The organism is Bacteroides helcogenes P 36-108 (assembly GCF_000186225.1).
Lineage (GTDB): Bacteria > Bacteroidota > Bacteroidia > Bacteroidales > Bacteroidaceae > Bacteroides > Bacteroides helcogenes.
This window is the reverse complement of record NC_014933.1, coordinates 1,271,148-1,292,409: the sequence shown is the minus strand read 5'-3', so window position 1 is coordinate 1,292,409 and position 21,262 is coordinate 1,271,148. Positions and strand designations below refer to the sequence as shown.

20 protein-coding genes, 1 tRNA gene and 2 pseudogenes are annotated in these 21,262 nt (G+C 42.5%); 7 read left to right on the top strand and 16 right to left on the bottom strand.

All coding sequences use genetic code 11. The annotated features are described in order from the left end of the window. Positions 1-182: 182 nt before the first annotated feature. Genes BACHE_RS05030 through BACHE_RS05015 form a run of 4 tightly spaced genes read right to left on the bottom strand, consistent with a single transcriptional unit; the run spans position 183 to position 5,909 of the window. Entirely contained in the window at positions 183-2,603 is a 2,421-nt protein-coding gene (locus BACHE_RS05030; protein ID WP_013546629.1) for an ABC transporter permease, read from the bottom strand. Then, positions 2,600-3,316 carry an ABC transporter ATP-binding protein gene (locus BACHE_RS05025; protein WP_041579660.1) on the bottom strand — a complete coding sequence of 239 codons (717 nt, stop codon included), beginning with the start codon at positions 3,314-3,316 and terminating at the stop codon, positions 2,600-2,602. Before BACHE_RS05025 ends, BACHE_RS05030 begins: the two co-directional genes overlap by 4 nt. A gap of 21 nt (positions 3,317-3,337) precedes the next feature. Then, positions 3,338-4,585, bottom strand: a complete 1,248-nt coding sequence (locus BACHE_RS05020) for an efflux RND transporter periplasmic adaptor subunit (protein ID WP_013546627.1) — start codon at positions 4,583-4,585, stop codon at positions 3,338-3,340. A 22-nt stretch (positions 4,586-4,607) separates the two neighbouring features. Then, positions 4,608-5,909 (bottom strand): TolC family protein, encoded by a 1,302-nt coding sequence (locus tag BACHE_RS05015; protein WP_013546626.1) that lies wholly within the window; start codon positions 5,907-5,909, stop codon positions 4,608-4,610. A gap of 360 nt (positions 5,910-6,269) precedes the next feature. Between BACHE_RS05015 and BACHE_RS05010 the strand changes: the two genes are divergently transcribed. Beyond that, on the top strand, positions 6,270-7,634 hold the full coding sequence (locus tag BACHE_RS05010) for a sigma-54-dependent transcriptional regulator (protein ID WP_041579207.1): 1,365 nt from the start codon (positions 6,270-6,272) through the stop codon (positions 7,632-7,634). A 5-nt stretch (positions 7,635-7,639) separates the two neighbouring features. Beyond that, complete coding sequence (locus tag BACHE_RS05005) at positions 7,640-8,890, top strand: sensor histidine kinase (RefSeq protein ID WP_013546624.1); 1,251 nt, start codon at positions 7,640-7,642, stop codon at positions 8,888-8,890. Positions 8,891-9,037: 147 nt separating this feature from the next. On the opposite strand, the pseudogene BACHE_RS05000 reads toward BACHE_RS05005, so the two are convergent. Further along, positions 9,038-9,292 (bottom strand): annotated as a pseudogene (locus tag BACHE_RS05000) (permease); the annotation flags it as partial. An 11-nt stretch (positions 9,293-9,303) separates the two neighbouring features. On the opposite strand from BACHE_RS05000, the gene BACHE_RS04995 reads away from it, so the two are divergent. Next, positions 9,304-9,792 carry a DapH/DapD/GlmU-related protein gene (locus tag BACHE_RS04995; RefSeq protein WP_049778914.1) on the top strand — a complete coding sequence of 163 codons (489 nt, stop codon included), beginning with the start codon at positions 9,304-9,306 and terminating at the stop codon, positions 9,790-9,792. Between the two features lie 14 nt (positions 9,793-9,806). On the opposite strand, the gene BACHE_RS04990 is transcribed toward BACHE_RS04995, so the two are convergent. Next, the gene (locus BACHE_RS04990) at positions 9,807-10,169 is read right to left on the bottom strand and encodes a winged helix-turn-helix transcriptional regulator (RefSeq protein ID WP_013546623.1); all 363 of its coding nucleotides are present in this window, start codon (positions 10,167-10,169) and stop codon (positions 9,807-9,809) included. 97 nt (positions 10,170-10,266) lie between these two features. Here BACHE_RS04990 and BACHE_RS04985 point away from each other — a divergent pair, with 97 nt between their 5' ends. Further along, positions 10,267-10,821 (top strand): nitroreductase family protein, encoded by a 555-nt coding sequence (locus BACHE_RS04985; RefSeq protein ID WP_013546622.1) that lies wholly within the window; start codon positions 10,267-10,269, stop codon positions 10,819-10,821. Positions 10,822-10,864: 43 nt separating this feature from the next. On the opposite strand, the gene BACHE_RS04980 is transcribed toward BACHE_RS04985, so the two are convergent. Then, the gene (locus BACHE_RS04980; RefSeq protein ID WP_013546621.1) at positions 10,865-11,740 is read right to left on the bottom strand and encodes a helix-turn-helix domain-containing protein; all 876 of its coding nucleotides are present in this window, start codon (positions 11,738-11,740) and stop codon (positions 10,865-10,867) included. Between the two features lie 202 nt (positions 11,741-11,942). Between BACHE_RS04980 and BACHE_RS04975 the strand changes: the two genes are divergently transcribed. After that, positions 11,943-12,248 carry a hypothetical protein gene (locus tag BACHE_RS04975; protein WP_013546620.1) on the top strand — a complete coding sequence of 102 codons (306 nt, stop codon included), beginning with the start codon at positions 11,943-11,945 and terminating at the stop codon, positions 12,246-12,248. Positions 12,249-12,375: 127 nt separating this feature from the next. Here BACHE_RS04975 and BACHE_RS04970 read toward each other — a convergent pair whose 3' ends face one another. From BACHE_RS04970 to BACHE_RS04960, 3 genes and pseudogenes are all read right to left on the bottom strand, one after another. After that, positions 12,376-13,041, bottom strand: a complete 666-nt coding sequence (locus BACHE_RS04970; RefSeq protein ID WP_245530917.1) for an NAD(P)H-dependent oxidoreductase — start codon at positions 13,039-13,041, stop codon at positions 12,376-12,378. A 98-nt stretch (positions 13,042-13,139) separates the two neighbouring features. Then, positions 13,140-13,784: pseudogene (locus BACHE_RS04965) on the bottom strand (permease); the annotation flags it as partial. Between the two features lie 269 nt (positions 13,785-14,053). Further along, positions 14,054-14,386 carry a winged helix-turn-helix transcriptional regulator gene (locus tag BACHE_RS04960; RefSeq protein WP_013546618.1) on the bottom strand — a complete coding sequence of 111 codons (333 nt, stop codon included), beginning with the start codon at positions 14,384-14,386 and terminating at the stop codon, positions 14,054-14,056. Between the two features lie 146 nt (positions 14,387-14,532). Here BACHE_RS04960 and BACHE_RS04955 point away from each other — a divergent pair, with 146 nt between their 5' ends. Then, a complete protein-coding gene (locus BACHE_RS04955) occupies positions 14,533-15,648 on the top strand; it encodes an NADH:flavin oxidoreductase (RefSeq protein WP_013546617.1) in 1,116 nt (371 codons plus the stop codon). A 63-nt stretch (positions 15,649-15,711) separates the two neighbouring features. Here the strand turns inward: BACHE_RS04955 and BACHE_RS04950 are convergent, their stop codons facing one another. The 3 genes from BACHE_RS04950 to BACHE_RS04940 all read right to left on the bottom strand — a co-directional run bounded on the left by BACHE_RS04950 (position 15,712) and on the right by BACHE_RS04940 (position 17,584). Beyond that, positions 15,712-16,335 (bottom strand): hypothetical protein, encoded by a 624-nt coding sequence (locus BACHE_RS04950; RefSeq protein ID WP_041579204.1) that lies wholly within the window; start codon positions 16,333-16,335, stop codon positions 15,712-15,714. 192 nt (positions 16,336-16,527) lie between these two features. Next, positions 16,528-17,337, bottom strand: coding sequence for a Fic family protein (locus BACHE_RS04945; protein ID WP_013546615.1), 810 nt, complete (start codon positions 17,335-17,337; stop codon positions 16,528-16,530). Positions 17,338-17,500: 163 nt separating this feature from the next. Then, positions 17,501-17,584 (bottom strand) — tRNA-Leu (locus tag BACHE_RS04940). Positions 17,585-17,741: 157 nt separating this feature from the next. On the opposite strand from BACHE_RS04940, the gene BACHE_RS04935 reads away from it, so the two are divergent. Continuing rightward, the gene (locus BACHE_RS04935) at positions 17,742-18,827 is read left to right on the top strand and encodes a mannose-1-phosphate guanylyltransferase (protein ID WP_013546614.1); all 1,086 of its coding nucleotides are present in this window, start codon (positions 17,742-17,744) and stop codon (positions 18,825-18,827) included. A gap of 124 nt (positions 18,828-18,951) precedes the next feature. Here the strand turns inward: BACHE_RS04935 and BACHE_RS04930 are convergent, their stop codons facing one another. The 3 genes from BACHE_RS04930 to BACHE_RS04920 all read right to left on the bottom strand — a co-directional run bounded on the left by BACHE_RS04930 (position 18,952) and on the right by BACHE_RS04920 (position 21,206). Then, the gene (locus tag BACHE_RS04930; protein ID WP_013546613.1) at positions 18,952-19,344 is read right to left on the bottom strand and encodes an HIT family protein; all 393 of its coding nucleotides are present in this window, start codon (positions 19,342-19,344) and stop codon (positions 18,952-18,954) included. 53 nt (positions 19,345-19,397) lie between these two features. Then, entirely contained in the window at positions 19,398-19,862 is a 465-nt protein-coding gene (greA, locus tag BACHE_RS04925) for a transcription elongation factor GreA (RefSeq protein ID WP_041579203.1), read from the bottom strand. Positions 19,863-20,054: 192 nt separating this feature from the next. Then, positions 20,055-21,206, bottom strand: a complete 1,152-nt coding sequence (locus BACHE_RS04920) for a thioredoxin-like domain-containing protein (protein ID WP_013546611.1) — start codon at positions 21,204-21,206, stop codon at positions 20,055-20,057. Positions 21,207-21,262: the final 56 nt, after the last annotated feature.

Sequence of the window (21,262 nt, the reverse complement as noted above, 5' to 3'; positions counted from 1 at the left end):
TATTTTGCCAACTCCCGCAAACCAAGTGGCAAAACTTTGCCAACATATTGGCAAGGTGCTGCCAGCAAACAGGCAAGCTCTTGCCAATAAGGTGGCAACATCGTGACAACAAGAGAGCAGGACGATGACAACACACTTGCAAAACACTGGCACAGGCCGGACAAAGGAAAACCAAGCGGGCATTATTCATACCGCAACGAGCGTGCCGGCTTGTCCACAATAACCTTCACAGTCTGAAAAGCAACCGTAACAAATGAAATAAACAACATCAACAGCACGGGAACGATAAAGAACCATGCTTTCAATTCCGTACGGAAAGCATAATGATTAAGCCAAGCATCCATTGTGAGCCATGCCACCGGAAGAGCGATGACAACCGCAATCAAAACCAACAGGAAAAATCCCTTCACCAACTGGCAGAAAAGATTCCAACGGGAAGCTCCAAGCACTTTGCGCATTCCCATCTCTTTGGTACGGACAGAACAGGAAAACATGACCAAAGCCCAAAGTCCCAGACAAGAAATAAAGATAGCCAATCCGGTAAAAGAGCCGATCATCACGCCAAATACCACATCCTGACGATACTGATGATCAAAAAACTGATCGAGGAAGAAATAATCGCAGCCGGAATCCGTAAAATACCGGGCCCAAACTTCCTGCACCTGTGACACCAATTCGCGAGGACTGCCGGAATTCATGACAATGGAAATATAACGTTGCGGCAGCCAATCAATCTTATCCTTATGAATCAACATAATAGGAGTATAATTCTTGCTCAAAGCCTGTTGATGGTAATCTTTCACCACTCCGATAATCTGCATCGGAGCATCGGTGCACTCCACATCAACCAGTTCTCCTATTGCTTCTTCACCCGAAGCAAACCCCAGATTGCGGGCAGCAGTTTCATTAATCACCAGTTTGTCAACATCATCCCCATACTCTTCCGAAAAACCTCTTCCGACCACCATCTGCAAACCGTAAGCATCTATGTAATCGGGATCGCAAGCCAGCATTTCATAAAGACGGTTCTGCTTCAAGGCATCATTAGTGCGGCGATTGGAAAGGAAGGTCGCCACCTCTTCGCCCGGAATGGAGCCGGAGAAAGTGACTTTATGCACCAAAGGCAAACGGGACAATGCTTTTTTCATAGCTTCCAGTTTGATATTCAGCCCCTCGGTATGTCCCGGAAATTTAACGATCAATATCCGGTTGGTCTTCACTCCCAAAGACTGGCTGCGCATAAAGTTCAGTTGCGCAAAGACAATCAGTGTGCCGCAAAGTAGTATCATGGAAGCCGTATATTGAATGACAACCAACACTTTACGCGTTCTGTCACCCGACCTGCCATTCATAAACTTCCCTTTGAGCAGAGCTATCGGCTTGCGGTTCAACAAAGCCAGCGCAGGATAGTACCCGGAAAGAACAATACCGGCAACAAAGACTATAACCAGCAAAATCCACCAATAATCCATCAACCAAACAGAAAAAGTAACCGTGCGCCCCACCAATTGGTTGAAAAAGGGAAGCACCATTTCGATGATTCCCATCGCCAGAATGAAGGCGATCAGATTCATTATGAATGCCTCAAACAGAAATTGAAAAACCAACTGCCTGCGAAAAGCTCCCACCACTCTGCGCACACCCACTTCTTTGGCACGCTCCATCGAACGGGCCACCGTCAGATTGATATAATTGATCCAAGCAATGCCCAGAATTGCAATAGCAGCAAAAACCAGCGCAACCATGGCAGAGCGATTTCCTTTAGTCTCCGCCTCATACCCGGCTTGCGGAGTAAGATGTATGTCCGCCAAAGGAATCAAGGAAACACCCCATTTCTTATTTTTCAATGCTTCTTCCGTTTTATACCTCTCCGCCATCACAGGAAATTCCTTCTCTATCCCGGCTTTCCTTTCCGGTGAATCGAGCAGGACGTAAGTATATACTTCGTGCTTATACCAGTAATCGTGCAGATATGCGGGCAAAGAAGCATAAGAAATCAGAAAATTATAACGCACATGCGAGTTGGAAGGCATTTCCTTCATCACCCCGGTCACTTCACACGATAATTTATCGTATGCCCCTGTAAAAACGAGGATCTTTCCGACAGGATCCTCATCCCTGAAAAACTTCCGGGCAATGCGTTCTGTAATCACCACCTGCCCCGGCATGGAAAGGCAAGTAGCCTTGTCCCCTTTCACGAGTTCAAAGTCGAAAAGCCGGAAAAAGCCCGGCTCGGTATAAGCTATCCCGCTTTCACGCAGCATCAGTTCCCCATGCTTCACAATCTGCTCCGGCCGAAACAGGCAGGCAACTCTGGCATAATCTTCAATCCCCGCCAGATTTTCTTTCATCGCCGATCCATATCCGAACGAACTGCCCGCCCAATAGTCCGTCAACTCATCGCCTTCATAAAAAACACTCTGCACACGGTAGATACGGTCATACTTCGCGTGCATCTTGTCAAAGCTGAATTCAAAGGCGACATAAGTCAAAATCAGCAATGCTGACGCTATGCCTATTGCCAGGCCGAACATATTGATAAAACTGAATTTCTTCCTCTTCATCAAATTCCTGCAGGCGCTTTTCCAATAATTTCCTATCATACGTTTTCGAGTTCAGATGAAACATTTCTTTCCAGCGGACGGTTGATGCTTTCGGCCACAATCTGTCCGTCCAGTAATTGAATGATACGATGGGCATACATCGCATCCCTCTGGGAATGGGTCACAATGATAATGGTAGTACCCTGACGGTTCAGCTCCCCAAGAAGTTCCATAACTTCCACGCCATTGGCAGAGTCAAGGTTTCCCGTAGGCTCATCGGCAAGCAGCAATTTACAGTCTGTCACCACGGCACGGGCGATGGCTACTCGCTGCTGTTGACCTCCCGAAAGCTGTTGGGGATAATGGCGGGCACGGTGCAGGAGATTCACTCTTTCCAGCACCTTATTCACCCGTTCCTTGCGCCGCAAAGCCTTGACCCCCAGATAGAGCAGTGGAAGTTCCACATTCTCGTACACGGTAAGTTCATCAATCAGATTGAAGCTCTGGAAAATAAAGCCCAGATTACCCTTACGGAGAGCAGTCAGCCGGTTTTCACTCATCTTGTCCACTTGCTTGCCTTCAAAAAAATAAGAACCGGAACTGGGAGAGTCCAACGTACCCAAAATATTCAGCAAAGTGGATTTACCACATCCCGAAGGCCCCATTATTGCTACGAATTCTCCCTGTTCCACATGTAAGGTAATCTCATTCAAAGCTTTTGTCTGTACCTCTTCCGTCGTAAAAAGCATAGATAGTTTTTCTGTTCTAATCATCATGGTTCATCAGATTATAGTTCATTTCAATATTAGTTTTTCATTTTCTCCAAACAGCTCATAACCGGATATAATCACTTTCTCTCCCGGAGACAAGCCTCCCGTCACCTCATAGAATTGCGGATTCTGCCGTCCTATCTTCACAGGCCGCCGCAGGGCAAATTTACCACTTTCATCAACAACGTACATCCATCTGCCCCCGGTTATCTGAAAGAAACTGCCGCGGGGAACAAGAATAGCCTGTACCGGATCTCCCAATTGCAGATTAATATGATAGGTTTGCCCGGCACGAATATTCTCCGGCTGTTCCGAAATAAAGGAAAAGTCTGTGCGGAACTGACCGTCTTTCACTTCGGGATAAGGCTTGGTTACTTCCAACTTATAGCTTCCTCCGTCACGGGTAAAGTCAGCAGGCAATCCCGGAAGAACACGTTCTACATAGTGCTCATCTATCTGAGCCTGTACCTTCAGATCAGGAGTAATAATCTGCCCGATATGCTCACCTGCAGAAATGGACTGACCGACCTGGGCATTCAGGTTTCCCACTTGCCCGTCAAGGGGAGCTTTTATCTTCAGATTTTCCAAACGTTCCCGAACCAATGCCAGACTTTTCTTCATATTGCGTATATTCTCGTCAAGGCTGCTTATCTGGCTTTCTCTGAAAACATTATCCTGACGGATACGCTCATCAACTACTGCCAGTTGTTCCCGGGCCACCTGATATTCTTCTTCGGCCTGCAGAAAATCTTCCCCGGCTATCAATTGTTCTTCCATCAAACGCCTGTATTGCTCATAACGGCGTCTTTTCCGGACAAGCTCTTTATTCAGACCAATACGTTCCTGTTTCAGCCGCAGGCTCTCTTGCTCCATACTGATGCGAGTGTTTCGCAACTCATTTTCCTGATACGCAAGGTCAGCTTCACTCTGCATAATACCTATATTAAGCAGCGGATTGCTAAGTCGCAGAATTACATCACCGGCTTTCACCATCGCCCCTTCTTCCTTCAAGCGTTCTTCCACCCGTCCGCCCTCGACTGCATCCATATAGATAATACGGTTAGGCAGCACCTGGCCTATCACCCTGATATAGTCATTAAATTCAGCCTTCTTCACAGCAGCAATTGTGAGGCGGTCTTTTTCCACTGTCATGGAAGAGACCGAATCCCTGAAAATGAAGTATAAAACAACTGCCATCCCCAATGCGAGGCCGCCAATCATACAAGCATGCTTGCGATTAATACCGGGTTTTCGCTCAATAAGTGTATCCATAATGATATTGTTGTTTATGCTATTATAAAAATGTTCCCTCCCGATAATATCTCTCCAATCTTATCAGCAATTCTATCTGCAACCGCACACGCACCAGTTCGGCTTTAGCCGAGATAAAACGGTTGCGAGCCTCTATCAGCCGGAACACAGAAATAAGTCCTTCCTCCCACTTACGTTCCGACTCCTTCAACACAAGTATCTCCGCATCCAGATGCATAAGTGCTTGTCTATGTTCAACATATCCGGCACGCAGTGAAAGAAGCGTCTGCTCGATATCTGTATATAATTGCTGTTTTTCCAATTCTTCTTCATTCCGGAGCCGGTGTATATTCAGCTTCTGCTTGCGCAGACTCAAAAGACGTTCCCAACCGGTTGACAAAGGAAGAGAAATGCCTATGCCGATATACCTCCCAACATTGGCACGCAATTGACTTGCAGAGAAAAACGTATTGTAATAGTCGGAACCGACTGTAAAGCGCGCAAAAACAGACGGCAAGAAAGCCCCTCCCGCCATTGCATACTCTTTACGGGCAGCTCTCTGCTTCAATCCTGTCAGACGCATTGAGGGAAGTATCTCCACCGACCGTCTATAGAGTGCATCCGCCGCCGGAACAGACGTCAGAGGCACATTGGCTGCCATTATCGTATCTTGAACCGCAAGTGTGTCATCCGGTTCGAAATTCATAAGTTGTTTTAAATGCAGCAACGCCAACCGGCAACTGTTCTCATACGATTTATAGCGGTAGAGATCTCCCTCCCTACGAGCTTTCATTTCCTGCAGATCGGAAACAGATTTCAGTCCCAATCCGACGAAGGCCTCTGTCTGCTTCAAATACCGTTCACTCAAATGACTCTGTTCGCGGGCAAGATCAAGCATCTTCCTTTCTAAAATCAATTTGTAATAAGCGTCCACTACTTGACCGGCCAATTCATTTTGCTTGTCTATCAGTTTCCATTCGCTATGCTCCTTATTCATTTTACAAAGTTTCATACGGTTGATGCGTGAAAAACCTTCGAATAAAGGAATAGTCATGTCCAATCTTACCGTTCCTTTCTCAAATCTTTCGGCCGTATAAGTATTGTTTTCAGGGATTATCGAACGACCGAAGTGTTTTCCTGCTTCGGCATTGACAACGGCACGAGGAAGAAAAGCGCCGATAGACGCCACATATTCTGCCCGGGCTTCTTGTATGCCTATTAGGCCATTGCGGATAGAAGGGCTTTGCTTCAAAGCGATACATATACACTCATCCAGACTCATTTCCAACTGGGCCTGCAAGACCACAGAAAACGAAAGTAAAAAAAGTAAGAGAATGCTTTTCATCCTTATCATAATTTACTTATTCACATTTAGTTTAATCATACTCTGCAACATGAAAGCAAACACAATGCCACAGTTACAACAAGCTGATTATAAGCAAAGTAATTTCACAACACAGTAAGTGAGTGTCCAATTCTTAAACGCAGTATCGTCCAAAAATTAGACGAAGCACGGCTCGTACTCCCCGACGCCATGCCAACGACATAGATTTCTTTCCATAACTTAATGTTACAGGCCCCGCATTTTACAAACTTCCTATTAAAACGTCTAATTATTGGACAGTCACTTGCAAAAAAAAACAAAAACGAATACCTTTACCCGAAAACAGGAGAAAAACAACTTAGCAAGTCCCCTATCTTACGTATGGAAACAGGAACAATTCTAATAGTAGATGATAATAAAAGCGTACTGGCTTCACTGGAATTATTGCTCGAAAATGAGTTCAGTGAAGTTCGTACTGCCACCAACCCCAATCAAATCACCTGTTTGCTAACTACCACCGTAATCAATACCTTGATTCTTGACATGAATTTCTCGGCGGGTATCAACAATGGAAACGAAGGATTATACTGGCTGAAACGTATCCGTGAAATACGCCCTGATCTTCCTGTTATAATGCTGACCGCCTATGGAGACGTGGAGTTAGCCGTTAAAGCCCTAAAAAACGGAGCTACGGATTTCCTGCTCAAGCCTTGGGACAATCAGGCATTGATACAGAAAGTGAAAGAAGCTTTCAAAGATAACAGGATTTCCCGCAATAAGAACCAGACTAAATCAAAGAATAAAATGCCCGGTTACGAAAATCCCAACAATCCGGAAATGCTGACGGGACATTCACCTTCCATGCTGCAATTGATCAAGATAGCGGCAAAAGTAGCCAAAACTGACGCCAACATCTTAATAACCGGTGAAAACGGGACAGGAAAAGAAATGCTGGCCAGAGAAATACATCGCCTTTCCCTTCGTAATGCCCACCAGATGCTGAGCATTGACATGGGAGCCATTAGCGAATCACTTTTCGAAAGTGAACTTTTCGGGCACGAACGCGGTGCTTTCACCGATGCTTACGAAAGCCATTCGGGAAAATTTGAAGCAGCCAACGGCAGTTCTCTATTCATGGATGAAATAGGGAATATTCCTCTTGCATTACAAGCCAAGCTACTGACCGTACTGCAAAGCCGGAATGTCACCCGGATCGGAAGCAATAAAATAATCCCCGTTGATATCCGCCTTATTTCCGCCACCAATAAAGACATTCCTCAATTGGTAAAAGAAGGGCTGTTTCGGGAAGACTTATTCTATCGTATCAATACTATCCATCTTGAAATTCCTCCTTTGAGAGAACGGGGAGACGATATTCTGTTATTCATCGATACCTTTCTTCATCGCTTCACCGCCAAATATCAACGGCCGGAAATACGAATGCACGAACAAACAGTTGAAAAACTGCGTTCCTATCATTGGCCGGGAAATATTCGGGAACTACAACATACCATTGAAAAAGCTGTCATTCTGTGTGAAGGCAGTATTATACGCCCCAAAGACATTCTGATGAAACAAACCTGGAAACCTCTATCGACAAACATTGTACCCAATCTGGAAGAAGTGGAACGCCAAGCCATAGAAACTGCAATTCTTCAGAAAAACGGGAATCTGACTGCCGCAGCCGAACAACTGGGAATCAGCCGGCAAACACTTTACAACAAACTAAAAAGATTCAAACTCTAACCTAAATGATATTCAGCCGACGCATATATTGGGTGATATTACTACATATCACACTTATTCTCACAACTTCGGGGACAGGGCTCTGGCTTATCATATCACTACGGGGAATCATTATCGGTACTCTACTCATCATCTGTTCTCTGTTCCAAATAGGGAGACTGGTTACTTACCTCAACAGCTTCAACCGGAAACTCCGGCTTTTCTTTGATGCCATCGATGACAGTGACAATACACTGAATTATCCGGAACAGGAAATGGGCAGAGAAGAGCAATTGCTCAATCATTCACTGAACCGGATCAACGCCCTATTGACACAAACAAAGATTGACTATCAGAAGCAAGATTTCTTTTACCGATCTTTATTAGAAAAAGTACCTAACGGAATAGTAGCCTATGATAGTTCAAAGAAAATAATCTTCGTAAACACTGCGGCGCTGAACCTGCTAAGTTGTGAAACAGTCAGCATGTATTCTGAACTGGCAACAATTCTACAAAAGGAGAATAATAAAAAAAGATTGAGTGTGTCCCAAAGCTATATGAAGATACAGAATGAAACCATCACTCTGCTTTCGATACAGGACATTGATGACAAACTCAATGAAAAGGAAAGCGAATCATGGAACAAACTCAGCCATGTACTCACACACGAGATTATGAATACAATTGCTCCTATTATTTCATTGTCCCAAACAGTAGCCTCCTATCCGGAAATCAATGAAAAAGGTATCCGGGGACTTCGCATAATTCAGGCACAAAGCGAACGATTGATGGAATTTACCGAATCTTTCCGGCATTTGTCCTACCTCCCACAACCTGAAAAACACATTTTCTCTCTATCCAACCTGCTTCTCAACCTACAGGAACTGCTACTTACCGATTTCCAAGAAAACCATATCACCTTCACACTCCAATGCATTCCTGAAACCATCACAATAAACGGAGATGAAAAACAACTATCGCAAGTCATCCTCAATCTATTGAAAAATGCCATGCAAGCACTGGCAGGAAACTCTCATGGAGAGATTTTGCTCCATGCCGAACAAAGAGCACACACACTTATAGACATTACGGACAATGGAACAGGTATTCCTCCGGAAATTCAAGAGAAAGTATTCATCCCTTTTTTTACTACCAAATCAGAAGGTACAGGCATCGGACTGAGTTTATGCAAAGAAATCATTCGCCGACATGAAGGACATCTTTTCATATCAGAAAGCAGGAAAGGAAAAACAGTCTTTCGCATTGAGATGCCCTGAATATCTTAAATTTCCAGATTGACCATTCTTTGAAATTTTACCATTATAACCATAAACGAGCCCTGCACGAAATCACCTTTTTTACAAATCCGGAAGTTCCTGGTACAATCTTTTCATCTCCCGGCAGAAACTTTTTTTTATAGACATTTACAGGACAGTATTAAATAAATAACCCGAAAGAATGATGAAGCATGCAATCAATCCAAAAAATACACCTATCAATCGCCAAGTCATAACTTTCTTTAGCAGTGTAGCTTCGGGTAGTGACAGCCCCACAACAGCCATCATAAAAGCAAGAGCTATACCTACCGGAATTCCTTTTGCCACAAAGACCTCGATAACAGGCACAACACCAGCAGCATTAGCATACATAGGCACAGCCAGAATTACTGACAGAGGAACTTATCCCAACGTTGGGCAAAGAGTATGAAATAAACAATGGAGTAGCCATTCACCGCACCGCCACCCTGGGACACGGCGTGACAATAAAAGCACCCGCCATCATCGGCCCGCATTGCTTTGTCGGCACACACTCTTATCTGCGCGGAGGTGTCTACATGGCAGAAGGCGCAAAAGTCGGGATTAGTTGCGAGATAAAGCAAAGCATACTGATGCACAACAGCGCGGTGGCCCACTTCAACTTCATAGGCAACAGCATCATCGGGCATGACGCGAACTTTGAAGCAGGTTCCATCACCGCCAATCACTACAACGAGCGGACAGACAAGAGCATCTTCGTCACCCACCACGCCCGGCGTATCCATACGGGGGTGCAGAAGTTCGGAGCATTAGTAGGCGACGGGTGCAGGATTGGCGCAAACGCCGTACTCTCCCCCGGAACATTGCTGCCTCCCGGCACTGTGGTTGCCCGCTTGCAACTGGTGGAGCAGAACCCGGTATGACCTCTGCTTTCTCGTCAAGAGTTGCCGGGATGTTCTTCACTCACCATAGCTCCCCAATCGGCCAAATGCAACACGATGGGCAATGCAGACTCACCCAGTTGAGTCAGCTTATATTCTACTTTCGGTGGAATGACGGGATAGATAATGCGCTCTATCAGATTGGAACGTTCCAGCTCACGAGCCGCCTGCGTGAACATCTTATTGGATATGTCACCCATCGCGCGTTGCAAATCAGAGGAACGCAACGCACCATCTTTCAAATGATAAATCATCATAGGCTTCCATTTGCCGCCAATCAGCTCTATGGCGAGGTTCAATGAACAATTATATACTCTGTCCTGAAAATAAAAGGCCTTCTTATCACATTGATTTTCCATAATTTACCCCTTTCGGTTACTATATAACGTTTCGGTAAGTACTTGCAAATGTCTTGTTTATATCTGACATTTGCAAAAAAATCAGTTATAAAAGGATATGGATACCAACGAAGAAAAGGTTGTCGCCCCCTCGCAACTTGTATTGAACAACATCATGACCCGCACAAGTATTCGGGATTATACAGAGAAGCCGGTAGAGAAAGAAAAAGTAGAATTGATGCTTAGAGCTGCCATGTCCGCCCCTTCAGCCGGAAATAAACAGCCGTGGCGCTTTGTTGTCATCAAAGACAAGAACACGTTGCAAAAGATTTCCGCCCACTTCAAGACGATGGGTATGGTGCAGAAAGCTCCTATGGCCATTGTCCTGTGTGGCGACCTTACCAAGACCTTCCCCGGAGACGGCTTGGGCTTGTGGGCTGAAGATGTGTCGGCGGCTACCGAAAATCTTTTATTGGCTGCCCATAGCTTAGGCTTGGGGGCTGTGTGGTGCGGTGCTTATCCGATGGAAGGAAGGGTAACTATCTTAAAAGAAATGCTGAAGTTACCGGAAAACATCATCCCGCTGAATGTTGTGCCCATAGGCTATCCGGCAAAAGCATCTGCACCAAAGGATAAATGGAAACCGGAGAATATCCATTATGAAGTTTGGTGAAGTCTTGCTGAAGACAATCGGTATTCATACTTTGATATTGTAATTATTCTCTAAACTCAGCCGGTAAATACCCGGTCTGTCGCTTGAAGAATTTCACAAAATAGGATGGGTCTTCAAAGCCTAAATAAAATGCAATTTCTTTGACCTTCAAATCCGAGTGAAGAAGTTGGCGCTTGGCTTCCAATATAATCCGTTCATTGATAATCTTTAAGGGTGTGCTATGGGCACTCTCATATACACAATTCGTCAGTGTCTTGGCAGACACGTTCAAACGGGCGGCATATTCTTTCACCGTATGCAACTGCCTATAATGGTGCTCCAAGATTTGCCGGAACCGCACAAAAGTACGATTGGAAGAATTATTGATGCACAAAGGGATGCCGATGCCTCTTTTCCCTATGCGCTGCACACATATCAAGAACATCTTGACTAAATATTTCAGGTAGTCTTTGTGCGCAAAGGCTGTTGTATGACCGGTTTCCAATTGCATTTCTTCAATGATATATTCCAATCGAGGGGTATCATCGGACGTTACCTCATAATAAGGGGCTGCATCAAACGCATTGAATACGTTATATTTAAGAAAAACATTTTCGCTGCTACCTTCATCCGAAAGGAAACTTTCATTAAAGTGTATGATGACTCCTTTTGCATCATTATTCTCATCGAAATAATGGATTTGTCCGGGTGAGATAAAAAACAAAGTATTGTCCGTTATGGGATACTCCTTGAAGTCAACGTAATGAACACCTGTTCCATGCTGAAACCATATAATCTGATAGAAACTATGTATATGAGCCTGTTTCGGAGCGTCTCCATTCTCATGAAAGAATTGGGGCATTTCCATTATCTCAAATTGTACTTCATCAGGAGTGCCCTCTTCCAAATCATATTTAGTAAAGATATTATCTCGTATCATATTCATTTTGGTTTATAAGCGCAAAAATAGCTTGTTATCCGTTCTTGGCAATGGTAAAAAGAAGACATTTAATGGTAAATATGGGAAACCCGGTTTTTTGGAATCATACGGTTTCCCTTTTTTACCATACATTTTCCTTAAAGTCCATTGAACGGTCCTTTTTATCACCTTAGCTTTGCAACGTCAATTAAAAAAAGAGATTATGGCAACAGAAAGAAAAATCGGTGCTTTCTTGGAGATTACCATGAAAGTAAATGAAAGCGACAGAGTAGCTGCCGCAAGTGTGTACACAAAGTATCGTCAACCTTTTTTGGATACGATTGCAGGTGCGGCAAGTAAGCAATTACTTGTAAGAGAAGAGGATGTTCAGGTACTTCACGGCTTCACTTCTTTGGCTGAAGCAGAGGGATATTTAAAATCTGATTTATTCAATCAGGATGTTGTTGTAGAACTGAAACCGTTCTTTCAGGCAGCGCCGGATATTAAAATCTACAGCGTAGTAGGCTAAAAAGGCAAGAACAAACAAGGAAAAAGCGCAATTCATGAACAATCAGAATTGCGCTTTTCTTATGCGAAATTACATTCTTACTTCTTTTTGGGGTACATCTTCTTCTTTTGCAATGTGCATGTTGCAGTTATAGGCCGCTGACTTTATGTACAAGCTCTTGCAAACGAGCCTTGTATATCTCGCAGCCTTTCTGTAAATCGGCTTTTGCACGGTCGGCATCCTGCGAATTGCCGTAAACCACGAGTGGAGCGTTCCAGCGCATTTCGGAATGGTTAGCCTGGCCTTCAAACGGGCGGAGGTACTCTTCCATTGTATATTTGTTGCGACCATCGTGCTGATATGCCGTTTCCTCGCTACCGGTTGTTGTTACAACCATAAACTCCTTACCCTTTATCAGCCCTTCTTGAGTGAAAGCCATAAACACCTCGTCAGTCCACTGCTTCAGCAGATGTGGCGAACTCATCCAATAGAACGGAAACTCATACACCAAAGCTTTGGCGCGACTGACGGCTTCACGATATACACCGGGTTGCATCGGGTAATCATAGATATTGACGACTTGCACACCCTCCACTTCTGAAGCAGCTTGGGCGAGCGCGGCGTTCATATGACTCTTGGCGATATCGGGGTGAGCCAGCAAGACCAGCACCTTCGCATCGCTCTGCGGAATGACCTTCATAGTATCTGCCACTTCATTGGCATTCACTGTTTCACTTGCCTTTTTGGGAGTGCAAGCAAAGAATATCATGGCCGCAACTGCCATGACAAGGATTGTCTGTTTTTTCTTCATCATTTCTGCTTATTTAGTTGTTATCGTTTTCCTAAAATCAAAGCAATTCCCGATATGACTACAAAAATACAAATAAAATATTAAGGCTTTATCTATATTTATCACAATATAGCATTATACAAGTAACCTAATATGACGATGAATAGTGTTATCAAGCCGAAAAAAATTCCTATCAACTTCCACGTCATTACCTTTTTCAACAACGTGGCTTCGGGTAATGACAAGCCCACAACCGCCATCATAAAGGCAATAGCTGTTCCGATGACGATATACAGCAACACCCCCCGAACAATGCCCCATGCTTCACGGGCAATCATTGGCAGACGTTTTACGAAAGGGGTATGTACTTTTTCCCACGTATCGGATTCAGAAGACGAATGTTGCTGTATCTGCTTCACCCAATCACTCAAATAAGGCTCTAACTTCATTTTGCCTAAAATAAATCCACCTATCATGCCCAATAAAATGCCGCTAATCACATATATGATTGTGATACGTACCCCAAAAGTTCCTATAAACATCGCAACGGCAATTTCATTCACCAAAGGCGAAGTTATCAGATAGGCAAAAGTGACTCCCAAAGGAATGCCACCCTTCACAAAACCGATAAACAGTGGTATGGATGAGCAAGAGCAGAATGGAGTGATAGCCCCAAACAAAGCAGCCAAGAAATATTGCAATCCATACAGCTTGCGAGAAGTCAGATAATTACGCAAACGTTCTATCGGGAAATAAGCGTTTATAATACAATCTGAATTGTTTACGAATATGCAGGTGCAATAAACAGCAGTATACTGAACCTACCTCAGTCGTATATTGAGATAGTTTCAGTATACGACTGAGATGGGTTCAGTATACGACTGAATGTAGCACGCCCAATACATGCTGATAATCAAGAACTTGCATAGCACCGTTACAGCTTCAATAAATTAAGACAAACCACCGTTCCTCATTGTGTTTATTCCGCAGCGGCAATGCTGAAAAGGGAGATATATTTTCCCTATCCTACAAACTTCTACTCAAATAAATTTCGATGATTATTTCCCCACTCATCCATTAAATCTATGATAGGCAACAAGCTTTCACCTAAATTAGTCAGAAAGTACTCAACTTTTGCCGGAATAACAGGATACACTATTTTATATACCACACCCATGTTTTCCAGCTCATTCAGTTGTTGAGTCAATACTCTTTTGGTTGCAATAGGTATGGCACGTTGTAAATCCATAGGACGATGATTCCCCTCCCTTATGCGATTAATCAACCAGGGTTTCCATTTACCACCAATTACGTTCATCGTTATTTCTATTCCGCAATCCGGATTTATAGGTATTTTTCTTTCGTACATTTTGATGTTATTCTTTTTCCAAATACAAAGGTAATATATTTATCTCAAAATCAGAGAGTGATAAATTCATCACTCTCTGAAAAAGAAATCCCTCATTGTTACTAATTCAAATTACCAGTAATTTTGCAACATAAAAAAAGAAAGATATGAGTATAAAAAAAGAATTGTTTCAACAAGTCCGTTTTAAGAATTTGACTTTAAAGAATCGTTTTGTCCGTTCGGCCGTATGGATGCAAATGGCCAGTGAAGAAGGACACTTAACCCCTGAATTAGTTGATGTATATAAGAAGTTAGCAGATGGAGGAGTAGGGCTCATTATTACCGGATATGCTTATATTGATATTAACGACCAGCCAAACTCACGCATGATAGGGATGTATGACGATACTTTCATACCAGAATGGAAAGAAGTTATAGATTACGTACATAAAAAAGGAGCTAAAATAGCCTTACAGATAGCATCCGGCGGTTCACAAACATATATCGAAAGTGCAAAGCATAGGAAAATACTTGCAGCATCGGCAGTATTGAACAGAGTTACAGGCATTTTGCCGGAAGAAATGACCAAAGAGGACATTACACACTTGATAGAAACCTATAAACAAGCTGCCTTAAGAGCCAAACAAACCGGATTTGATGCTATACAAATCCATGCCGCACATGGCTATCTCCTGAGCCAGTTCCTGACACCTTATTACAATAGGCGTACAGATGAATATGGAGGGACATTGCATAACCGGGCGCGGTTGATTTATGAAATATTTTCCGCCATACGTTCTGTTCTTGGCTGCGACTTTCCCATAATGATAAAATTAAATTTTGATGATTTCATGGATAACGGCGAGGGGTTGACTTTTCCCGAATCTATAGAAATGTTCAAGCATTTGGATACTTTAGGAGTTGATTTTATCGAACCGAGTGGAACCAACGAGTCGTCAGGGAGAGGATTGAAACCAGCATTTTCCAAGATTGCCCAAACAACAGAAAAACAATCCTACTTCAGCATACAAGTTGCTCAGATAGCCGAACAAATATCAACTCCCATAATCCTCGTAGGTGGAAATCGCAACATTGAAGTGATGGGAAAATTGCTGAATGAGACCAATATACAACTATTCTCGTTAGCCCGAACCCTATTTGCCGAGCCCTATTTGATAAATAGGTGGAAAGAAAATCCCGATTATATTCCCAAATGCATAGCTTGTAATAGATGTTGGGATACTACCCCCAATAGTTGTATCTTAAATAGAAAAACTAAATAAATGGGCTCAGTCCCTATTTTGCATATGTGGGGAAAATCGAACAAAAGAAAAACGCTAACAGCTTTATTTATTAGCTATTAGCGTTTCTGAAAGTACCCAGACCTGTGGAACTGGCGCACACTCAGATTCAAAATTAATAGGCAACATTTTATTAAACTCTATCATCGGAGAATCCAACACCGTAGATTTAAATTTATTTATCATTTGCTCAGAACAATCTTCCAAATCCACACGAACTTTATTGTTCATTACATCTATGCCAACAGATACCCATTTTAAATCTTCGGCAATCTTCCCATCTTTAAAAATTTCACCAAGTCTGATATTCAGACCCTGCAAATCATTTAATGAATACTTACACTGCTTTACTACAAAATCCGAAGACTTAGAACGAGATTGCAAATCCTCAACAATACTTTTGCCACCGTCTGTACTTAGCACCACTAATCCGCCATCGTCATCGATATAAGAACCGCCATAATAACTTGAATACACGACCTCATTTATACTACGAGTCTTCCCCATAAAAGAGTCATCAAGATTACCATATACTTCAAAGGATTTATCTTGACCAACAGTGGGCAAATCACTCTCTTTTTCATTTTTACCTTCATTCAAGTTGTCAGAACAAGACATCATAACTCCTCCAACACACAGACTAATAACTAAAAATTGTTTTTTCATCATATTATAGTTTTAAATGTTTGATGCAAAGCTACATACAAGGCAAGATATGTATTCTCCAAATCCTCATTTTGACATAAAAAAAATCATATAATCCATTAGAAAAATTAAATCAATATACATTTAGCCCTTACCATGAAGGCTATTTAATTGAAATTAGACAATAGTAAAACCATTTCCATATTTGACGAGATACTAAAATATAAAACGGAATCCTTTTCTCTGCGAAGCATTAAATCGTTCTGTTTCCAAAGTAAGCGATTTCTTTAACTGCATCGCCATAAAGTCTAAAAACGGCTGATTGGTTTCTTCTTCTTGGGATTGCCGCAATGAAAGGATATATTCTTCTCTATCCTCTTTGAATATCTTAGTCGGGAAAAGGTGATAGCAGAACTGAATATAATTCATCAACAGGCGAGCCATTCTTCCGTTACCGTCCACCCACGGATGAATAGTAACTAAGTTAAAATGAGCATTGAAACTCAATTCGTATTGTTCCCGAAATGTTCCTATTGTATCCTGCCTCTCCTGCAAGATAGAACAAAGTTCTTCTACCTTAGCAGCTACTTTCTGATAATTCATATAAGACCGCCCACCGACGCCAGCAGTAACACCACATAAACGATACTCACCTTTGGATGAATCAAAAGAACCGCCCATTACATGATGCATACTTCCGGTAGTTCGCATTAGAGTACTATTCAACTGTTGCAAGAAAGCAGAGGTAATCACTACACTTCGCTCGCTTTCTTCTTTGGCAAGCTCATAGGCTTTCTTTAAATCTTCATTCATTAAATGATAAACTAACGGTTTTCCTTTAGCAGTCACTCCCTCGTCAAAAAGAAGTTGCGTATCCATTTCGGTAAGTGTAGAACCTTCAAGGGCTGTGGAATGGGTAATAAGAGAATAGAGGTAGTACTTCTCATAGTCCACCGCCTCACTGATACCAAGTTTTTGAAACTCTTGGTACAGCCGTTCTATGTCCTGCCAAATATCCTTTCTCATAACAGCTATCTTTAATGGTTATTTTTCCCAAAAATACTTCCGATAGTACACTCCACCAAGCAAAACAATAACTTTCTTACTATTTATTTAGCGCGTGTGGGGAAAATCAAACAAAACAAAAACGCTAACAGCTTTATTTATTAGCTATTAGCGTTTCTGAAAGTACCCAGACCCGGGGTCGAACCGGGATGGAAGTGAATCCACTGGTGTTTGAGACCAGCGCGTCTACCGATTCCGCCATCTGGGCATCTTGTTTTCCTTAAATGCGGTGCAAAGATACAGCTTTTTTCTAAACCTGCAATACTTTTGGTGAAAAAAGGAGAAAAAAGAGAGAAAACACCTTTTAATCATTCTTCGTTTATAAAATATGCTGTACATTAGCAGAAACTTTTAAAATAAATAATATGGTAACCAATAAGGATAATTTCTGTGTAATTATGGGCGGAGGAATCGGCAGCCGTTTTTGGCCGTTCAGTCGCAAGACGCTTCCTAAGCAGTTTTTGGATTTCTTTGGTACAGGGCGTTCATTGTTGCAACAGACTTTCGACCGCTTCAGCAAGGTAATCCCTGTAGAAAACATACTAATCGTCACAAATGACTTATACGCCGACCTCGTAAAAGAGCAACTTCCAGAACTCAGAGCCGAACAAATATTATTGGAACCGACACGTAGAAACACGGCTCCCTGCATTGCATGGGCAGCCTATCATATCCGAGCCTTGAATCCAAATGCCAATATCGTAGTAGCTCCTTCGGACCACCTTATATTAAAAGAGAATGAATTTCTGGCTGCTATTGAAAAAGGGCTGACCTTTGTTTCGCAAACAGACAAACTGCTAACTCTCGGAATCAAGCCCAATCGTCCTGAAACAGGGTATGGCTACATACAAATAGCGGAACCTACCGGCGAGAATTTCTACAAAGTGAAAACCTTCACTGAAAAGCCGGAGCTTGAATTGGCAAAAGTATTCGTGGAAAGCGGTGAGTTTTATTGGAATTCCGGCCTTTTCATGTGGAATGTAAATACTATTATCAAGGCAGGCGAAACCCTTCTTCCCGAATTAGCCTCCAAATTGGCCCCGGGAAAGAATGTATATGGAACTCCCGATGAAAAGAAGTTCATAGATGAAAACTTCCCTGCCTGCCCGAATGTATCCATCGACTTCGGAATCATGGAAAAAGCCGATAATGTTTATGTATCATTAGGTGATTTCGGTTGGTCTGATTTAGGAACATGGGGCTCGCTCTATGACTTGTCTCCCAAGGATAGAAACGACAATGTAACCCTGAAATGCCAATCGCTTCTATATAACAGCAGAAACAATATCGTAGTGCTGCCGAACAACAAACTCGCTGTCATTGACGGATTGGAAGGCTACCTTATCGCCGAGTCTGATAATGTGCTGCTCATCTGCAAGAAAGATGAAGAACATGCTATCCGCAAATATGTAAATGACACACAAATCAAGTTAGGAGAAGACTACATATAAATGAAGAATGAATATCAAGAACGAAAAATGACCAAAAGAGACAAACAAGAATAATGAATGCGGCGGGAGTTGAACAACAGTTCAACTCCCGCCGTTGTTTATTTAGGGGAGGAAAATAAACCTTTTAAAGCATCGCGCGGATAGCCTCCACCACAACCTTGAATTCTCCATCCGTAAGCTTCAGCTTAGGATTGGAGAAAAGCATATCCTTTTCACTTTGCATAGGGATCAAATGTATATGGGCATGAGGCACTTCCAAGCCCAATACGGCTTCACCCACTTTCTTGCAAGGAAATGCTTTACCGATGGCAACTGCCACTCTCTTGGCAAACACATGCATTGCCGCCAAATCTTCGTCTTCCAAATCGAAGATATAATCTACTTCCTGCTTGGGAACGACCAATGTATGACCTTTCACCAATGGATTAATGTCCAAGAAGGCAAAGAACTTATCATCCTCCGCCACCTTATAGCAAGGTATTTCACCTGCGATAATTCTGCTGAATATTGTTGCCATAGCTATCTGTTTATTATAAAATAAGGCAAGCCCCTCACGGACTTGCCTTTCGATTAAAATGATATGTTCATTACTTCCAGATGAATCATGCCCTGCGGCACTTTGATTTCTGCGACATCACCCACCTTCTTACCAAGCAAGCCTTGTGCAATGGGAGTATTCACGGAAATCTTGCCTTCCTTCAGATTAGCCTCACTTTCAGAAACAATGGTATAAGTCATTTTCATACCATTTTTCACATTCTTCAGCTCTACCTTATTAAGAATCTGCACAGAGTCCGTACTCAACTTCGACTCATCAATGATCTTGGCATCCGCTATCGTCAGCTTTAAATTATTGATTTTCATTTCAAGCATTCCTTGCGCTTCTTTCGCCGCATCATATTCGGCATTCTCCGACAAGTCACCCTTATCACGTGCCTCAGCAATCGCAGCCGAAATCTTAGGACGTTCTACCGTCTCCAATTGTTTCAGTTCAGCCATCAATTTCTTGTAGCCTTCTTCCGACATATAAGCCATACTTTTTTCCTCCTTTAATATTTATATTAGTTTTTAATGGTACTATAAACAAAAAAGAATTCCAACATGTCAGCATGCTGGAACCCTCTTTCCGATTTTTCCTTTGCAAAGATAGACTTTTAAATAATGCGTGTCAAGCAAAAAATACTGCTTTGTAACATATTTAAATGAAATCTTCTAATTTATAACATGTTAGAGCAAAGCTTTCACTGCTGTTTCCAGATCCTTGATAGTTTCGCCACGGGCACTCAACTCATTGTTCTTATTTATAAGAAAGAGTGAAGGAACGCCTTGCACGTTATAGGAAGCAGCCACTGCCGAATAGACGCCATTTCCGTCACGTACACAAATCCACGGAAGATTGTCGGCAGTCGTTTTCCAATAATGCTCATCAGCATCAAGAGAAACCTGATAGATTTCCAAACCCTGGCTGGCATATTTGTCATACAAATCGCGCAACATATAATTGTGTGAAGCAGATACTGCACTCTGATAAATAGTAAAATCCAAAATAACTGCTTTACCTTTCAATTCACTCAATTTACGGACATTTCCCTTCATATCGCGCAGATTAATCTCAATCACTCCTGTTTCGGAGACTTTCGATTCAGGAAGTTCGACCACTTTCTGCTGGGCAATACGAGTGTTCTTCATTCCCTTTATTACAATATTATAGAGGTTTTTTGAACGGTCGGCATGAGGATAAGAATTATTCAGGCTGGTTGCTACAGCAGCAAAGCACTTAATGTCGTCCTTACTATTCAACGGGTCGAATATCAAGTAGTTGTTCAATTTCTGAAACAGAGCAAAATAAGCAGCAGCCGTATTGGGAGCAGCAAAAATATAATTGATTTTGACCTCGTTTTTGTAGTTTTTCAGCAGTATGGCAAGACTGTCTTCAAATACATCCGCACTGATTTTATGTCCCTGCATGGATTTCAGCAATGCATTTACATTATCCTGAAGCAGAATTTGCTTCATAGTCAGTTCTTTTATCTTCAAGCTGTTCGGAGATCCCTCCACTGTATATGAAGTGGCAAAATCAGTGTAAGGAGCCTTTACCTGCACGGTTTCAGTAGAATCTATTGAGAAATTGATAACCTTGTCATCCACTCGCAAGCGGTAAAACTCTGGAGAAACGGGACGAGCCTGCCTGAAAACAAACGATCCCCCACCCTTCAACTTTACAGAATCCAAAGGGACAATGCCTTCCAAAGCCGAAGCTTCCAGATAAAGCGTCTTACCGTCAGCACCCGAAATATCCCCTTCTACCTTGAATTTCGGTTCGGAGTTACATGCACTCAAAGCAATCGCAACAAATGCCATAAAAAAGATTTTCTTCATATCGTATCTTTAGTTTTGTTTTATCCTTAAAATGTATTTTGCTTATTTCAATTGTC

Bases quoted from the DNA above. Each gene is read 5' to 3' on its own strand.
- BACHE_RS04960 (WP_013546618.1), bottom strand. From the start codon at position 14,386: ATGTACGAAAGAAAAATACCTATAAATCCGGATTGCGGAATAGAAATA.
- BACHE_RS05005 (WP_013546624.1), top strand. From the start codon at position 7,640: ATGATATTCAGCCGACGCATATATTGGGTGATATTACTACATATCACA.
- BACHE_RS04950 (WP_041579204.1), bottom strand. From the start codon at position 16,335: ATGATGAAAAAACAATTTTTAGTTATTAGTCTGTGTGTTGGAGGAGTT.
- BACHE_RS05010 (WP_041579207.1), top strand. From the start codon at position 6,270: ATGGAAACAGGAACAATTCTAATAGTAGATGATAATAAAAGCGTACTG.
- BACHE_RS04985 (WP_013546622.1), top strand. From the start codon at position 10,267: ATGGATACCAACGAAGAAAAGGTTGTCGCCCCCTCGCAACTTGTATTG.
- BACHE_RS04945 (WP_013546615.1), bottom strand. From the start codon at position 17,337: ATGAGAAAGGATATTTGGCAGGACATAGAACGGCTGTACCAAGAGTTT.
- greA (WP_041579203.1), bottom strand. From the start codon at position 19,862: ATGGCTTATATGTCGGAAGAAGGCTACAAGAAATTGATGGCTGAACTG.
- BACHE_RS04990 (WP_013546623.1), bottom strand. From the start codon at position 10,169: ATGGAAAATCAATGTGATAAGAAGGCCTTTTATTTTCAGGACAGAGTA.
- BACHE_RS05015 (WP_013546626.1), bottom strand. From the start codon at position 5,909: ATGAAAAGCATTCTCTTACTTTTTTTACTTTCGTTTTCTGTGGTCTTG.
- BACHE_RS04970 (WP_245530917.1), bottom strand. From the start codon at position 13,041: ATGATGAAGAAAAAACAGACAATCCTTGTCATGGCAGTTGCGGCCATG.
- BACHE_RS05020 (WP_013546627.1), bottom strand. From the start codon at position 4,585: ATGGATACACTTATTGAGCGAAAACCCGGTATTAATCGCAAGCATGCT.
- BACHE_RS04930 (WP_013546613.1), bottom strand. From the start codon at position 19,344: ATGGCAACAATATTCAGCAGAATTATCGCAGGTGAAATACCTTGCTAT.
- BACHE_RS05025 (WP_041579660.1), bottom strand. From the start codon at position 3,316: ATGATTAGAACAGAAAAACTATCTATGCTTTTTACGACGGAAGAGGTA.
- BACHE_RS04975 (WP_013546620.1), top strand. From the start codon at position 11,943: ATGGCAACAGAAAGAAAAATCGGTGCTTTCTTGGAGATTACCATGAAA.
- BACHE_RS05030 (WP_013546629.1), bottom strand. From the start codon at position 2,603: ATGATAGGAAATTATTGGAAAAGCGCCTGCAGGAATTTGATGAAGAGG.
- BACHE_RS04935 (WP_013546614.1), top strand. From the start codon at position 17,742: ATGGTAACCAATAAGGATAATTTCTGTGTAATTATGGGCGGAGGAATC.
- BACHE_RS04955 (WP_013546617.1), top strand. From the start codon at position 14,533: ATGAGTATAAAAAAAGAATTGTTTCAACAAGTCCGTTTTAAGAATTTG.
- BACHE_RS04920 (WP_013546611.1), bottom strand. From the start codon at position 21,206: ATGAAGAAAATCTTTTTTATGGCATTTGTTGCGATTGCTTTGAGTGCA.
- BACHE_RS04980 (WP_013546621.1), bottom strand. From the start codon at position 11,740: ATGATACGAGATAATATCTTTACTAAATATGATTTGGAAGAGGGCACT.